Genomic DNA, 14,912 nt, shown 5'->3' with positions numbered 1-14,912 from the left:
GCGTATTGGGAAACATATTTAGTAGTCTTGCGACTTAGTGGCTCGGCATCCGAATAAGATTCATTTTCGCCGCGAGCCAGGGAAGCTCGTCGTCAAGCGACTTCTCCCACACCTTCCATTCGTGCGTTCCAGAATAGGTGCGCTCCTGTACGTCCATTCCCTGGCTATGCCCGGCTCGGCAGACTTTCCAGAGCCCTTCGATGACGTCTCTAGGTTCCTTATCGCCAATGGAACAAAATGCGGAATACCCGGTGAAATCCTCCCCCGAGGAAAAAATCGAAAGTGGATTGTTTTCCTCAAATGCGGCCTTGTCACCGCCAAATCCCTTGTCGATAGTCGTCTCAAGGTTGTGCAGATTTGGAAACTCCTCACCCGACATGTCCAAAACGGTGCGGTACGGCCCACCTTTACGGCTGAGAACCTGCATTGCGCAGGTACCTCCATTGGACAATCCGCCAACAGCCCACGATTGCGGTCGAGTGTCTACTTGGAAGTGTTCCTCTAGCCACGCCGGTACGTCATGTTCCAGATAGGTTGCGACCGCCCCATTTTCAGTATCGGAGCAGAGCGGGTTCTTGAAGCTCGAAGAAAGCTGATCAGCAATCGCCACAATCGGCGCCAATCCATTGTGTTGCTCAGCAAAGCGGTCCATAGTGTTTTTTAGGTCACCGTTTACCAACCAATCCTTAGGCGTACCCGGCTGTCCTGGCATTAGCACAAGCACAGGCAGCAGCGGACGCGGTCGAGTAAAATATGCCGGAGGAAGGTAGACGATGGAGGGGCGCGGAGAGAAGTTAGTAGCAGGGATATCGGCTTGAACGAGAACGCTACTATCAGTACCTATATTTTCGGCTTGGCGTGGCCGCCACCGTTGTTCCAAGGATGTTTGTTTTGCCGACTCACTGTCACCGGGACGATAAACATCCGCGACCGGCGCGAGCCCATCTACCTCGCCAAAAGCCTGCACTTTGCCTGGTCCGCGTAGCACCTGGGCCAAGTTTGCATACGTGCCATAGTGAATATTGGGAACGGCATAGGCGCCGAGTACTGATAGTGAGCAGACGAGAAGACCCGCAATGATGCGCCTAGGCTTCTTGGAAGACGCAATTACAACTAGAGCAACGATGCCGGACAAGCCAGATGCGAATGGTCCGAAAACTTCAATACCGATGTAGTCCGGGATCGGTCGCCACACCTTATTAAGCACATACCAGCCGATGGTGCTCACCACAGAGACAGCCACTACAATCGCGCAAACTTGAATTAGTCCCGATTTTCTAGAGCTGTTCCCCTTTGCAACCAGCCAAAGGAGAAACCCGAGAGTCAGCAGCATTAGTATAACTGCGATAATTTCTGGAACTCTGCCACGCAGCTGTACCAATTTGGCAGCCTCAAGGGCGTACCACGACCAATCTTGCATGCGGTAAAGACTATTTTTTAAAAGGAAGAGAATGCACAGAATATCTGAAGCTCTTGTCTAGAATTGTCGCTTCGATTTGTAGCGCTCAGAGATGGCACGCCAAAGCTGGTGTACACAGCTTCGCGGACTGACGACCATCACATCCTGCAGCTTCATGCTTCGAACTCATGAGATTCCACCTACAGTAAATACCATGACCGTTTCCCGCTTGCGCCCTTTCGGCGAGACCATTTTCGCCACCATGTCCCGCCTCGCCACTGAGTACGATGCAATCAATCTTGGGCAGGGCTTCCCCGATTGGGACGGGCCGGCGGAGGTACTCGCTGAGGCGCAGCATCAGATAGCTGGCGGAAATAACCAGTACGGACCCGGCCGCGGTATGAAGGTGCTCCGCGAGGCCATCGTCGCCGATCGCGCCCGCCGCACGGGACAGGTCTACGATGCCGACACTGAATGCCTGGTCACCGTCGGCGCCACGGAAGCGATTGCCGCCACCGCCTTGGGGCATCTCGAACCCGGCAGCCACGTCATCGTCATCGAGCCGTACTACGACTCGTACAAAGCCGCCATCGCACTGGCTAACTGCACATATACCGCGGTGCCGCTCATTCCCACGGCCTCGGACACCGAACGCTTCTGGTCGCTCGACCGCAGTGCACTTGCCGATGCCGTCACCGCCGAAACGGCCATGATCATCATCAATTCGCCGCACAATCCCACCGGCACCATCCTCACAAACGAGGACTTGCAGGCTATCGCCGATGTCGCCATCGCAAACAATCTGCTTGTGCTTGCCGACGAAGTCTACGAACGCCTGTACTTCAACGGATTGTCACACTCTTCCATCAGCACTCTGCCGGGCATGCGTGAGCGCACCATTGTCGTGTCCAGCGCCGCAAAGACCTTCAACGTCACCGGCTGGAAGATTGGCTGGACGCTCGCTCCGGCCGAGTTGCTCGATGGCGTGGTCAAGGCCAAGCAGTTCTTGAGCTACGTCGGTGCTACTCCCCTCCAGCCGGCGGTCGCCCGTGGCCTGAAAGAATGTGCTCCATGGGTGGATGAGCTAGCGAGCCAACTCGAAGGCAACATGCGGCTCCTCGCCGATGGGCTGGAGGGCCTTGGCGCCGACGTCTTCACGCCGCAGGCAGGGTATTTTGTCGTCGCCGATGTCTCGAGCTGGGGGCATGGAGACGCACTGGAGACCTGCACCCGCCTGGTCAAGGAATGCCGAGTCGCAGCTATCCCCGTCACCGCCTTTGTGGATGACCCGGAGTCAGAAAAATACCGCGGCCTGGTGCGATTCGCTTTCTGCAAGCGCGCCGAGGTGATTGAGGAGGCGATCGCGCGGCTGCGGGATTATCTTGCCGGTCGGTCTTCCTCCTAGATGGGCTTCCGCTGGTCAGTCTGCTTGCGGAACTGTTTACTGGTCGGACTGCTATTGCCCGGCCTGTAGCTGACGAATCTGGTTCAGCGGCTGAATAATCCGCTCCCAAATCCGGTCGACCTGGCGCACGAGATCCTCCTCGGTACCTGAGTTTTCCAGCACCACATCGGCGAACTGCAAACGCTTATCGTCGCTGATTTGCTTAGCGATGCGCTGCTTCGCATCCTCTCGGTCTACACCGCGGCTTTCCACCAGACGGTCGAGACGGACCTCCACCGGGGTATGCACAACCACGACGAGGTCCTGCACTTCCGACTGCCCCATTTCAATTAGCAGCGGCGAGTCGAACACGATGATGGCGTCACCTGCCGCGTTGAACTGCTCTTCGGTGCGCTGCTCAATACGCGGGTGAGTGATGGAGTTCAGCAGCTCCGTCTTCTCCGCGGATACGAAGGCCCGCTTCGCAAGCTCGCCGCGGTTGAGGGAGCCGTCGTCAAGCAAAATGCCCTCGCCGAAAGCTTCGGCGAGTTCGGCCAGCGCCGGTTCGCCGGGTTCGACGACGTCACGAGCAATCTGATCAGCGTCGATGATGGCGGCACCGAGCTCGGCAAACCTACGGGCGACCGTAGATTTTCCACTGCCCATGCCACCGGTTAGTCCTACTTTGAGCATGTCTCTAAGGGTACGTCGACACGCCCCGGCACGTTAGTGCTTTACGACGAGATCCTCGATGCGGTGGCCCTCTTCAACGGGATCCGGGTTGACTGAATCCGGAGCGGTACCGTTACCAAATGGGCTGCCACCAAGGTCTTCACGACCGTGCGGCTGGAGCAGGTCGAAGAGCTCCGGGCCCTTCGGGACAATACCTAAAGGATTGAGGTCGCGGTGGACCTCGTAGTAGTGGCGCTTGATATCGACAAAGTCAGTGGTGTCGCCGAAGCCCGGAGTCTGGAAGAGATCACGCAGGTAGTTGTATAGAACCGGCATCTCGGAGATCGTGTTCCGGTTGCACTTGAAGTGGCCGTGGTAGACCGCATCGAAGCGGATGAGGGTCGTGTAAAGGCGAATGTCGGCCTCAGTGATGTGCTCGCCCATGAGGTAGCGGCGGGTCTCTAAGCGCTCAGATACCTTGTCTAGGGCGCTGAACAGGCGGTCGTAAGCCTTGTCATAGGACTCCTGCGAACCCGCGAAGCCACAGCGGTAGACACCGTTATTGATTTCGGTATAGATGAACTCCATGAGCTCATCCATTTCCTCACGCATCTCCTCCGGGTAGAGATCCGGGGCGCCGTGGCGATGAAACTCGGTCCACTCGGTAATGAAATCCAAGGTGATCCAGGGGAAGTCGTTGGTCACAACCTCGCCCGATTCAATCTCGACGATGGCCGGGACGGTAATGCCCCGCTGGTAGTCCGGGAAACGCTTGAGGAATGCCTCCTGCAGGCGCTCGTAGCCGAGTATTTCGTCCCGGCCACCCGGTCCCTTATCGAATGTCCAGGAGCGGGCATCGTGAACCGGCCCTGGAATTCCGACCGAAATTGCATCTTCCAAGCCAAGCAGCCTGCGAACGATAAGCGTGCGGTGTGCCCACGGGCACGCACGAGCCGCAACAAGACGGTAGCGCCCGGCTTCAACGGGCCACGTCTTAATCCCCTCGCCTACCTCGCGACCGTTCTTAACAATGCGGTCATTGATATAGCGAGTATCGCGGTTAAAGTCTTTGCCCTCCTGGGAGTACACACCGCCGGTGGAATGGGAGGAGTCCTCTATCTGGTTAGCTTCATACTTTGTTGTCATATCATCAACCATATGGGTAGGCAGACAGGCTGTCAACGGCGGCCAGAACAGACAGAGCCACCAAAATCGACAGGGCAACCACGGCCATAAGGGCCACCAAGGCCATTAGGACGGCTTGAGCTTCGCCAGCAGCCGGTTACTGTGCAGCAAGCCACTTCTGGTGAAGCGCAAGCCCGCCTTAGGCAACAGCGGTGCCACCTTCATGGCCCAAAGTCCCAACACCAGGACCAAAAATGCAGCAAGCACCCAAGCCGCCACTAGAAAAAAGGCCGAGCGGGTGCCCGTCGTAAAGCAAAGAAGGCACGAAAAAGCCCCAGCGAGGAAAACCTCGCCGGGGCGATTTCTCAAAGGGACGTATAAGCCCTTAGCGGTCTAGCTTAGTTGCCAGCCAGCTTCTCACGCAGAGCAGCGAGCTGCTCGTCGGAAGCCAGGGTGCCGCCTGCGTTGTCTGCAGCCGGTGCGGCCGGAGCAGCCGGAGCTGCCTCGCCGGACTCGGAGGAGTAGTTCGAAGCGGTCTCTGCAGCCTCGGCAGCTGCAGCGCGGTGACGCTCGATCTGGGCAGCGTGCAGCTGGTGGTGACGCTCCGCCTCTGCGTAGCGAGCCTCCCACTCTGCGCGCTGGGTCTCGAAGCCCTCCATCCACTCGTTGGTCTCCGGGTCGAAGCCCTCCGGGAAGATGTAGTTGCCCTGCTCGTCGTAGGAGTCGCCCATGCCGTACTTGGTCGGGTCGAACTCTTCGGTGAAGTCCTCGTCAGCCTGCTTGAGGGACAGGGAGATACGACGACGCTCGAGGTCGATATCGATGACCTTGACCATGACCTGCTCGTCGACGGAGACGATCTGGTCCGGAACATCGATGTGGCGGGAAGCCAGCTCGGAGATGTGAACCAGACCCTCGATGCCTTCCTCGACGCGGACGAACGCACCGAACGGAACCAGCTTGGTGACCTTGCCCGGTACAATCTGACCGATTGCGTGAGTGCGGGCAAAGACGCGCCACGGATCTTCCTGAGTAGCCTTCAGGGACAGGGAAACGCGCTCGCGGTTCAGGTCGACCTCGAGAACCTCGACGGTGACCTCGTCGCCAACCTGGACAACCTCGGACGGGTGGTCGATGTGCTTCCAGGACAGCTCGGAAACGTGAACCAGGCCGTCAACACCGCCGAGATCGACGAATGCGCCGAAGTTGACGATGGAGGAAACGACACCCTTGCGGACCTGGCCCTTCTGCAGCTGGTGCAGGAACTCGGAGCGGACCTCAGACTGGGTCTGCTCGAGCCATGCACGGCGGGACAGAACGACGTTGTTGCGGTTCTTGTCGAGCTCGATGATCTTGGCCTCAATCTCCTGGCCGATGTACGGCTGGAGGTCGCGGACACGACGCATCTCGACGAGGGAAGCCGGCAAGAAGCCGCGCAGGCCGATGTCGAGGATCAGGCCGCCCTTGACGACCTCAATGACGGTACCGGTAACCGGCTCGTCGTTCTCCTTGAGCTGCTCGATGGTGCCCCAAGCACGCTCGTACTGAGCGCGCTTCTTGGACAGGATGAGGCGGCCTTCCTTGTCTTCCTTGGTCAGGACCAGCGCGTCGATCTCATCGCCAACTTCGACCACTTCGTCAGGGTCGACATCGTGCTTGATGGACAGTTCGCGGGAAGGAATGACACCTTCAGTCTTGTAGCCGATGTCGAGAAGAACCTCGTCGCGGTCAACCTTAACGACGGTGCCCTCAACGATGTCACCATCGTTGAAGTACTTCATCGTCGAGTCGACAGCGGCCAGGAAATCCTCAGCGGTGCCAATGTCGTTGATGGCAACCTGAGGGACGTTAGAAGTGGACATATAAGATGTGCTCCGAAGCGGATAGAAATCGAAAAACGGACAATTTCGGCCTTGCCCCTCAAAGAAACTCCTGGACAACCGGGCCAAATCCGCTTTCGGCGAATCTCGCCATTGGCAATTAGTTAACCCGATGTCCCCCGGAACTCGAGGCTGCAAAGTCGGCATGCTAATGCATACCTAGCGAACAATACCGATTTGAGCTGCGACATTCAAGTCCGCAACACGCCCTCGGTGAGTCCGCAAAAGGTCCGCCGGCCGCGACCTCCGCCCCGCCTTCGCACCACTAATGCGCAGCAGCATCCCAGTTCACACCAGCACCGATGGAAACATCCAGCGGTACCAGCAATTCAGCCGCCGAGTCCATCTCCCGATGCAACAGCTCCTTGATTGCCGCCTCTTCCCCATCTGCAACTTCCACAACCAGTTCGTCATGAACCTGCAGGAGGACACGCGAGCGCAACCCGCCGCGTCGTAAAGCATCGTCGACCCGGAGCATCGCAATCTTAATAATGTCTGCAGCGGACCCCTGAATCGGCGAGTTCAATGCCGCGCGTTCCGCGTTATCGCGAGCGATGCGGTTGTCGGCGTTGAGCTCCGGCAGGTAGCGGCGCCGATCGAACATCGTGGCCGTAAAGCCGTCCTTGCGCGCCTGCTCAACAACCTTGTGCAGGTAATCGCGCACGCCGCCGAAGCGCTCGAAGTAGTCCTCCATGAGCTTCTTCGCCTCGCGCTGCGGGATATCCAGCTGCTGAGCCAGACCAAAAGCGCTCAGACCGTAAGCCAGACCGTAGCTCATCGCCTTCACACGACGACGCAGCTCGGGCGTGACCTCATCAATGCCGACACCGAAGACCTTCGAGCCGACGTAGTTATGCAGATCCTCGCCCTGTCGGTAGGCCTCAATCAGCCCCGGATCCTGCGACAGGTGCGCCATCACACGCATCTCAATCTGCGAGTAGTCCGCGGTAATCAGCTGCGCATAGCCATCGCCCACCACGAACGCCTCACGAATCCGTCGCCCGAACTCCGTGCGCACCGGAATATTCTGCAGATTCGGCTCCGTCGACGACAGGCGCCCCGTCGCCGCGACCGTTTGATTAAAGGTCGTATGAATACGGCCATCATCAGCGACGGCCTTAATCAATCCTTCCACGGTCGACTTCATCTTCTGCGACTCGCGGAACTTCAGCAGGTAATCCAGGAACGGATGCGGGTTGACCTTCGCCAGCCCCTCAATTTCCTTCGCCGCCGTGGAATAGCCAGTCTTCGTCTTCTTCGTCTTGGGCATTCCCAGCTGGTCAAACAGGACTTCTTGCAACTGCTTCGGCGATCCGAGATTCAGCTCAGGCTTATCGACGAGGTTGCGAGCCTCACTCTCCGCCTCATCGGTAGCCGCCTGCGCCTGCTTGTGAAGCTCCTCGAGCGCATCGACATCCACAGCGATACCGACGCGTTCCATCCGGCCAAGCACTGGAGCAAGCGGAACTTCCAGGTCGGCGTACACACTGTAGAGCCCGGCCTCGTCGAGTTCGACCGCCAGTCGTTCAGCCAGGTCGATAACGGCGGCGACATGGGAAGCGTCTTCGGCCGGGCCATCGAGCAGGGTCATCTGACCGTCGGCCTGCGAAAGAGTCTGCCCCAGGTGCCGCTGGACGACGTTGTCCAAGCTGTAACTGCGCTGACTTGGGCGCAGCAGGTACGCGGCCAAGAAAGTGTCGTGGATAACCCCCGCCAGCTCGAAGCCATAGTTCCAGAGCGCATGCATGGCCGATTTACAGTCATGCACCAGCTTCGGGTGGTCGCCTGCGAGCCACTCGCGCAGTGTGTCGGCATCTTCTGCGGATAGCTCGCCGAGGTCGAGAGAAACGGCCTGACTGGAGGTCTTGCCCTTCTCATCAGCGGAGCCAATCATCAAGGTATGCTCCCCGACCTGCAACGCGGCCGGCTCGTGCAGTTCATCGAGCCAGACAGCCAGGGCGCCGTCGTCAAGCGAGACAGCCTCGAGCTTTGTCGCGCTGTCACTGGTGGAGGCGGTGACGCCCGCGCCTTCGATAGAAAGGGTGCGGAAGACGCGCTCGCGGAGGTTATCGCCGAATTCGAGGCGGTCGAAGAAGTCGATGATTCCCTGGGCATCAGCGGGCCGGAGCTCGAGCTCGTTCGGACCGTACGGCAAGGGCAGGTCCTTGACCATTTCGGTGATGTCACGGTTCAGCTGGACATTTGCGACGCGCTCGCGGAAGTTGTCGCCGACTTTGCCGCGGATTTCGTCGGCGTGATCGATGAGGTTTTCCAGTGTGCCGTACTGAACGATCCACTTCGTCGCGGTTTTCTCGCCGACCCCTGGAATGCCCGGGAGATTGTCGGAAGGGTCGCCACGGAGGGCCGCGAAGTCCGGGTACTGAGTCGGCGTTAGACCGTACTTTTTCTCAATAGCCGCAGGCGTGAAGCGATGCAGCGTGGTGACGCCGCGCATTGGATAGAGCACCGTGGTGGTGTCATTGACCAACTGGAATGAGTCGCGGTCGCCGGTGACGATGAGCGTTTCGAAGCCCTCAGGCTTGGCCTGGGTAGCCAACGTCGCGATAATGTCGTCGGCCTCGTAGTTGTCCTTTTCCAGCGTGACGATGCCCATCTCTTTCAGCACCTGTTGAATAAGCGGCACCTGACCACGGAATTCCTCAGGAGTCTTCTCACGCTGGGCCTTATACTCCGGGAAAATCTCGTTGCGGAAGGTCTCGCGGGCGACATCGAAGGCGACCGCCACGTGCGTGGGTTTTTCCTCGCTGAGGATATTGGACAGCATAGAAAGGAAGCCGTACACCGCGTTCGTTGTCTGACCGCCGGTGGTTGAGAAATTATCCACCGGAAGGGCAAAGAACGCGCGGAAGGCCATGGAATGACCGTCGATAAGCATGAGGGTCTTCTTCATGACATCCCAGTGTAGGAAAATATCGAACAGCGTAGGAAAACTGAGATTCGCGCTGGGGACTCGCGGGCTGCGCAGGATGAGCTGTTAGCCGACCAGCTTCGGTGAATAATAATTACGGTAATCAGGCTGTATTTTGAAACGGGCTCAGCAGCCCATTAGTCCACCTGAACAGTGATTCGCAAGAGGGAGCCTCCCTAGCGTCGCTTGGTACTTGGTTTCAGTTTCCGAAATACTGTAATCCAACTTTAATATTCGCCTTATTTTCCTGGAGTTTTTCCATATTTTCCAACGATTGTTCAACAACATGCATAGAACCTGCCCCCAATGAGGCGTCTAGAAATTACCCCCTCTTTGAGGTGGCCGCGAAAACATATCGCCACGTCCTGCGCGTGCACCTGAAAGCAATTGGCGTAGTTACGCTTTCATGGCTTTAGACTCGTCAGCATGAGTGAGTTCGATTCGACCAATTTCCAACGGAGTGCCCAGTCCACCCGCGAGCGCATTATCGCGGCTGCAGCTCGGCACTTCGCGCGCAAGCCTTTGCGAAGCGTGCCACTGAAGGAGATTGCCAGCGATGCGGGCGTTAGCGCGCCGCTCATCATCAAGTACTTCGGCTCCAAAGAAGGCCTCATGGCCGAACTGATTGACTTCAGCCAGTTCAAAGGCACGCTCAGCCGAGCTCCTTTCAATGAACTTGGCCAGCGGATGGCCAGCGCTATTTTGACTGGTCAAGGAATGGCCGGACAGTCCATGATTCCGCTGATCGTCGGATCCCTTGACTCCGAGGAAACTGCAAAAGTCATCGCCGAACGGTTCAATGAAGCTATCGCCGACGACCTGATTCACCGCGTCGAAGAAGACGGCCCAGAGAACATCAGCCACGAAACTGCTGTGTACCGCAGCCAGATGGTTATTTCCCTCTGCGTCGGATACCTAGTTCTTTCCGATACCGGTTTGATCGACGAGACCAACGCGCCGAAGATCTCAGTGGAGGCCCTGGGGAGCTGCCTGCAGCAGATTATCGAGCACGGCTAAGGTCCGAGCACAGCTCAACAGCTCAGGAAGCAGCTCCACCATCCACCACCCACCGCCTACTCCTGCGTAACTCACTGAATCAGCAGCGCCGCCCCAGGCGCTGCTTTTTGTTTTGTGTTCTTAATCGCACTCCGAAGCTGCTAATACACACACGGAAATACGGTTCTTCTCAGGTGGAAGACATACAATGGCCTGCGATGTCTACTGAAAATATGAGCGCTCCTGGTGCAGAGTCGACTACGCTGCCGACCACGAGCCCCTACTCTGAAATCCCGAAGCCGACCCCGCTGGGTGTCATCGCCAACGCAGTTCGTGGTGGCCTCATTGGTCTCGCCGAGACGATTCCGGGTGTCTCCGGAGGTACGCTTGCGCTGATTACGGGCATCTACGGACGCCTGATTGAATCGGCAAAGCGCATCACCGACCTGCCGCGAGCGATCTCCAAGGGCACCTTCAAGGAGGACCTGCGCAGGGTTGACTGGTGGCTGCTCATCCCGGTGGCTATCGGCATGGTTGCCGTGGTCTTCTCCATGGCAGGAGTCATGGAGAACTTCGTCACCAATCAGCCGGTCGCTTCCCGAGCACTGTTCATGGGCATGATCGCCGCCTCAATCACCATGCCGCTGAACGAGCTGCAGCCGGGTGCCCTGCGTCAGCCGGGCATGCGCGGCAAGGCCATCGCAGTCTTCCTGTTTTTCAGCGTCGCCCTGTTCGCGCTGACTTCGCTACCCCAAGCTGCGCCGACACAGCCACCTCTATGGCTCGTGCTCATCGCCGCTTCGATTGCCGTGTGTGCACTAGTGCTGCCGGGCGTTTCTGGCTCTTTCTTCCTGTTGGTCATCGGACTCTACGCGCCGACCATGGGCGCAATTCATGACCGTGACATCGCCTACATCGGCACTTTCTTCGTCGGCGCGCTGATCGGCATCGTCCTGTTCATCCGCCTCCTCGAATGGCTGTTGAGTACACACCAGGCGCTCACGCTGGTCGCCATGTCCGGACTCATGCTCGGTTCCCTGCGCGCGCTCTGGCCGTGGCAGACCGAGAACAACGAGCTCCAGGGCATCGGCTCCGACTGGGGACTCGCCCTCGGACTGTTCATTCTCGGCGCCGCAATCGTCAGTGTCGTCGCTTATGCGCAGCGCCGTTTTTCTAATTCGGGGTCGATGGACTAAACTAGTCAAGGTCGCTTCGACAGAGCATTTTCGCTTATCGACGGCTTTGCGCCCCTGTAGCCCAATTGGCAGAGGCAACGGATTCAAAACCCGTCCAGTGTGAGTTCGAGTCTCACCGGGGGCACGATTTTAAAACCCGCTTTCATCTGGCGTTTAGCCTGGTGGGGGCGGGTTTTTGCTTGGGTTTGTATTCACTATCTTTCACTCCTTTTCACGCACTTTCACGCACTTTCACGGGTATTTTGAGCCAAAAGTGAGCCACAAACGCACCACGCAATTGCGCCGTAAAGCAGTACGATTTCCGAACTCAAGAGTTCGGCTGTGAAATCGTACTTTTCGAAAACAGTATCGTTGCCTAGCCCCGCCTTGTAGGCATGAAAAACGCCCCGCCAGCCAAGCCGTTCGGGAAAACCGAACAACTCAAACTAGCGGGGCAAAGATTCTTGACTCATTCCTCGCTCGGTGGGTTCCGGGCCGTCGGTAGCGCCTGCGAATCCCCAACAATCCCGGTCAGTCTCGCCAAGTCCGGCTGCGGTGCGAAGCGTCCTGGGTTTAGTTCCGCTTCTTTTACTGCCCTGTACTGACCGGCTGGGTGAGATAGTACTCAGTTTCTATCTCTTGTGGGGCAGCGTAGTCCAATGCTTCGTGAAGGCGCTTGGTATTCCACCAATGCACCCACCGCAAGATGACCAGTTCGACTTCTCCGACCGCCGTCCATCGGCCTTGGGCATGAATGAGTTCCACTTTGTAGAAACCATTGACTGTTTCGGCCAGAGCATTGTCATAAGAAGCGCCGACTGTTCCCCCACTCGGGCGGATTCCAGGCTCAGATAAAGCCGTGGAATATTTCAATGACACGTACTGACTGCTCCGATCACTATGGTGAATCAACTGGTTGCCATTAATCCGCCCCAGCAGTCGTTAACGCATGCTCCAAGGCCTCCATCGGTACGAATCGTCGAGCGAGTAGCAACACCAACAATTTTCCGGCTGAAGACATCAACGACAAACGCGGTGTAGACGAATCCGGACAGGGCGCGAACGTAAGTAATATCGGCAGCCCAAAGCCTGCCCGGTCCGTGTGCACGAAAGTTTCGCTGCACCAGGTCCGGGCGATGATCCGGTGCCTTCGGGCTGATCGTGGTGACCGGGGTTCGTCCACGTCTGCGGCCTTTTCCGCCTCCAATGCCGCCATGCGCTCTTGCACCTTGAGCAGCTCGCCCCAACTGACCTGTTCGGCTTCCCTGGCCTTCTTTACCTGTGGATGAAGCTCCTTGTTTTCCGTGCGATACTTCGCTGCCTCACGACGAACCTTTTCCAACGCGGACTTGTAATCCTCGATGGTCATTACCTGCTTCTCTTCCGCGCCGTGATTCTCGCGAGCAGGTTCAGCCTGCACCGGAGCATCTGACGTGGAATCGGAGGCCGGTACATCAGCGGCCGCTTCATTCGTAGACATAGATCTTTTTGCCCCTCCTGGGAGAAAAACACTTCGGGTACGCAAAACCCCACAGAGCCCGCCAGGGGGAAATGGGGTCAATGCCCGAGGAATCGAACCCCGACGCCGTGACGCCCCATGCCGGTTTTCGAAACCGGTTGCCCACCACGGGCGGGGCCTTCCATGACGGAGCCCGGCGCGCCCCGTAGTGGGGCGGCCGGGCTGATTAGGGCGTGATTCTGATTAGCCCCAGTTCGGACCGAGGTCGATTACCGGATCCATCGCAGCGAACTCGACAACGAGATCGTGAGTAATGCCCTCTTCCTCTTCCCCCGGGATTGCATCGAAAATGATTGGCTCATCGGCCCAGGTCATAAGGAACTCACGCTTGAGAGATTCAGGCACATAAGCTCGGGCTTCGACGAGATCATTGAGGAAGATTTCGAGGGTCAAGTCACCACCTGCTCCATGCAGCCGGTCGAACTGCACCCGCGGGCTAGACTCCTTCTCGATCCTCTGGCACAACGAAACGATACCCATCATTGAAAGTCACCTCCCGTATGTTTCCATCTTCGTCAATTCCGCGTACGCGTTCTCCTCGTGCGGAAAAAGACACTCGTAATTTTCAGGTCATATCCACTCGTCGACTTGGCCGGAGCCAGCTGGACAACTAAATCGAGTTCGTTGCCCTGCTCGAAAAGCTCAACCAACTGCTCACGCTGCTGCTTACTTAGCGAACTTCGTGCTCTCAATGAAAGCTACTCCCCACGAGTCGGTAACTGATTTCTCAGTCCAACTAATGGGGAGCAATTCACCAATGTGACGGGATTGATGATTGGAGTTAGTGATTACTACGGTGAAGACTGCCCAGACTAGGTAAAGGTCTTAGCTGTTTCTACCAAATGCCACTTCCCTGTGTCATCACTAAGGTGCAACTCCGGTTTAATCCACTCCTTTTCGTTCAGTTTATAAAGCTCCTCATCTAAGAAGAGACCAAAATCTACACCATCAAAGCTGCTTGTAATATAGTCCATTTTCTGCCAACCGGGTTCATTGATTCGCACAGGAATCTGCCACTGCAAATCCCGGCCCCGGTATCGAATCAAAACAGCATCGCCGTCAGATCCGATAAAAGCAGCATGGTCAGCATCGACATGGGTGTCTGCCTCAAGAGCACCGATAAATTTTTGTGCAAACCCCATACTATTTACACCTCGACGTATTGGTGGGGTAGGCAGTAATAACGTGGTGGCTATGTTCAGCGACAAAGATTGATGGTTCAAGTGTCTTTACAATTATCCCTCGGACTTTATCAACTAAGTAAATCTGAGCGGACGCGCAAAACTTACCATCACGATTCTGACTTGAAGGTTCAACTCTCTTTGACCACGTAGTGTTCTCCAGTGCAGCATCAATCGCAATCCGGATTAGTGAATCCCCGTCCTTTCCTTCAATGTCTGCGAGCGTTGACCATTCAGGATGATTCTGTCGGATGTGCTTTAATCCGTGATGAGCATCTCCACAGCGCAATGTAATTTCATTTGCGTGCATGAAGTCTTGCGGCGTTCCTAAATCAACATACTTCCAGCTTGCTACCGTTTTTAATGTGTCAGTTGCTGGACCGCACGCTGCAAATGGCGGAAGCCCCGAATCGGGGTTCCACGACATGGGTACAGAGTTCAACGGATTCTCGTTGGGAATATCTGGCTTAATTCGCCATTCGAGAACTCCTTGCTTAGCGAGTTCTTCAATACTTTCAGCATGTGCAGGTGAGGGTAACTGCACCAGACATAGAGATGCTATCCCAATCCCGGCCAACAACCTGTTGAAAAGACTTCGAATCTTCTTTTGCATAAAGAACCCCTTCGGACGACCTATAGACAATCCAGGTAC

General features: G+C 56.9%; 11 protein-coding genes, 1 tRNA gene and 1 pseudogene. 4 read left to right on the top strand and 9 right to left on the bottom strand.

What is annotated here, in order from left to right; all coding sequences use genetic code 11:
- Window positions 1-34 precede the first annotated feature (34 nt).
- Window positions 35-1,420, bottom strand: a complete 1,386-nt coding sequence (locus HMPREF2860_RS10650) for an alpha/beta hydrolase (RefSeq protein ID WP_070628920.1) — start codon at window positions 1,418-1,420, stop codon at window positions 35-37.
- A 193-nt stretch (window positions 1,421-1,613) separates the two neighbouring features.
- On the opposite strand from HMPREF2860_RS10650, the gene HMPREF2860_RS10645 reads away from it, so the two are divergent.
- Window positions 1,614-2,804 (top strand): aminotransferase class I/II-fold pyridoxal phosphate-dependent enzyme, encoded by a 1,191-nt coding sequence (locus HMPREF2860_RS10645; protein WP_070628919.1) that lies wholly within the window; start codon window positions 1,614-1,616, stop codon window positions 2,802-2,804.
- A 51-nt stretch (window positions 2,805-2,855) separates the two neighbouring features.
- Here the strand turns inward: HMPREF2860_RS10645 and coaE are convergent, their stop codons facing one another.
- The 4 genes from coaE to polA form a co-directional block, all read right to left on the bottom strand.
- Window positions 2,856-3,476: a dephospho-CoA kinase gene (gene coaE, locus HMPREF2860_RS10640; RefSeq protein WP_038625675.1), complete on the bottom strand. Its 621-nt coding sequence runs from the start codon at window positions 3,474-3,476 to the stop codon at window positions 2,856-2,858.
- Between the two features lie 33 nt (window positions 3,477-3,509).
- A complete protein-coding gene (locus HMPREF2860_RS10635) occupies window positions 3,510-4,601 on the bottom strand; it encodes a glutathione S-transferase family protein (protein WP_239392976.1) in 1,092 nt (363 codons plus the stop codon).
- Window positions 4,602-4,978: 377 nt separating this feature from the next.
- Entirely contained in the window at window positions 4,979-6,442 is a 1,464-nt protein-coding gene (rpsA, locus tag HMPREF2860_RS10625) for a 30S ribosomal protein S1 (RefSeq protein ID WP_005510285.1), read from the bottom strand.
- 283 nt (window positions 6,443-6,725) lie between these two features.
- Complete coding sequence (gene polA / locus HMPREF2860_RS10620) at window positions 6,726-9,356, bottom strand: DNA polymerase I (protein ID WP_038625682.1); 2,631 nt, start codon at window positions 9,354-9,356, stop codon at window positions 6,726-6,728.
- 459 nt (window positions 9,357-9,815) lie between these two features.
- On the opposite strand from polA, the gene HMPREF2860_RS10615 reads away from it, so the two are divergent.
- The 3 genes from HMPREF2860_RS10615 (at window position 9,816) to HMPREF2860_RS10605 (ending at window position 11,705) form a co-directional block, all read left to right on the top strand.
- On the top strand, window positions 9,816-10,406 hold the full coding sequence (locus HMPREF2860_RS10615) for a TetR/AcrR family transcriptional regulator (protein ID WP_038625684.1): 591 nt from the start codon (window positions 9,816-9,818) through the stop codon (window positions 10,404-10,406).
- A 197-nt stretch (window positions 10,407-10,603) separates the two neighbouring features.
- The gene (locus tag HMPREF2860_RS10610; protein ID WP_038625686.1) at window positions 10,604-11,581 is read left to right on the top strand and encodes a DUF368 domain-containing protein; all 978 of its coding nucleotides are present in this window, start codon (window positions 10,604-10,606) and stop codon (window positions 11,579-11,581) included.
- A 50-nt stretch (window positions 11,582-11,631) separates the two neighbouring features.
- Window positions 11,632-11,705: transfer RNA gene (locus HMPREF2860_RS10605), tRNA-Leu, on the top strand.
- A gap of 443 nt (window positions 11,706-12,148) precedes the next feature.
- Here HMPREF2860_RS10605 and HMPREF2860_RS11105 read toward each other — a convergent pair.
- The 4 genes and pseudogenes from HMPREF2860_RS11105 to HMPREF2860_RS11100 all read right to left on the bottom strand — a co-directional run.
- Window positions 12,149-12,768: pseudogene (locus HMPREF2860_RS11105) on the bottom strand (IS3 family transposase); the annotation flags it as partial.
- 494 nt (window positions 12,769-13,262) lie between these two features.
- The gene (locus HMPREF2860_RS10595) at window positions 13,263-13,562 is read right to left on the bottom strand and encodes a hypothetical protein (RefSeq protein ID WP_052155528.1); all 300 of its coding nucleotides are present in this window, start codon (window positions 13,560-13,562) and stop codon (window positions 13,263-13,265) included.
- 329 nt (window positions 13,563-13,891) lie between these two features.
- Window positions 13,892-14,221 carry a hypothetical protein gene (locus HMPREF2860_RS10590; protein WP_038625690.1) on the bottom strand — a complete coding sequence of 110 codons (330 nt, stop codon included), beginning with the start codon at window positions 14,219-14,221 and terminating at the stop codon, window positions 13,892-13,894.
- Window position 14,222: 1 nt separating this feature from the next.
- Window positions 14,223-14,873 carry a hypothetical protein gene (locus tag HMPREF2860_RS11100; RefSeq protein WP_141737468.1) on the bottom strand — a complete coding sequence of 217 codons (651 nt, stop codon included), beginning with the start codon at window positions 14,871-14,873 and terminating at the stop codon, window positions 14,223-14,225.
- Window positions 14,874-14,912: the final 39 nt, after the last annotated feature.

The sequence above is a fragment of the Corynebacterium sp. HMSC064E10 genome (assembly GCF_001812505.1).
Taxonomy (GTDB): Bacteria; Actinomycetota; Actinomycetes; order Mycobacteriales; family Mycobacteriaceae; genus Corynebacterium; species Corynebacterium amycolatum.
This window is presented reverse-complemented; position numbering and strand designations above follow the sequence as displayed.

Bases quoted from the DNA above. Each gene is read 5' to 3' on its own strand.
- HMPREF2860_RS10650 (WP_070628920.1), bottom strand. From the start codon at position 1,420: ATGCAAGATTGGTCGTGGTACGCCCTTGAGGCTGCCAAATTGGTACAG.
- HMPREF2860_RS10645 (WP_070628919.1), top strand. From the start codon at position 1,614: ATGACCGTTTCCCGCTTGCGCCCTTTCGGCGAGACCATTTTCGCCACC.
- coaE (WP_038625675.1), bottom strand. From the start codon at position 3,476: ATGCTCAAAGTAGGACTAACCGGTGGCATGGGCAGTGGAAAATCTACG.
- HMPREF2860_RS10635 (WP_239392976.1), bottom strand. From the start codon at position 4,601: ATGACAACAAAGTATGAAGCTAACCAGATAGAGGACTCCTCCCATTCC.
- rpsA (WP_005510285.1), bottom strand. From the start codon at position 6,442: ATGTCCACTTCTAACGTCCCTCAGGTTGCCATCAACGACATTGGCACC.
- polA (WP_038625682.1), bottom strand. From the start codon at position 9,356: ATGCTTATCGACGGTCATTCCATGGCCTTCCGCGCGTTCTTTGCCCTT.
- HMPREF2860_RS10615 (WP_038625684.1), top strand. From the start codon at position 9,816: ATGAGTGAGTTCGATTCGACCAATTTCCAACGGAGTGCCCAGTCCACC.
- HMPREF2860_RS10610 (WP_038625686.1), top strand. From the start codon at position 10,604: ATGTCTACTGAAAATATGAGCGCTCCTGGTGCAGAGTCGACTACGCTG.
- HMPREF2860_RS10595 (WP_052155528.1), bottom strand. From the start codon at position 13,562: ATGATGGGTATCGTTTCGTTGTGCCAGAGGATCGAGAAGGAGTCTAGC.
- HMPREF2860_RS10590 (WP_038625690.1), bottom strand. From the start codon at position 14,221: ATGGGGTTTGCACAAAAATTTATCGGTGCTCTTGAGGCAGACACCCAT.
- HMPREF2860_RS11100 (WP_141737468.1), bottom strand. From the start codon at position 14,873: ATGCAAAAGAAGATTCGAAGTCTTTTCAACAGGTTGTTGGCCGGGATT.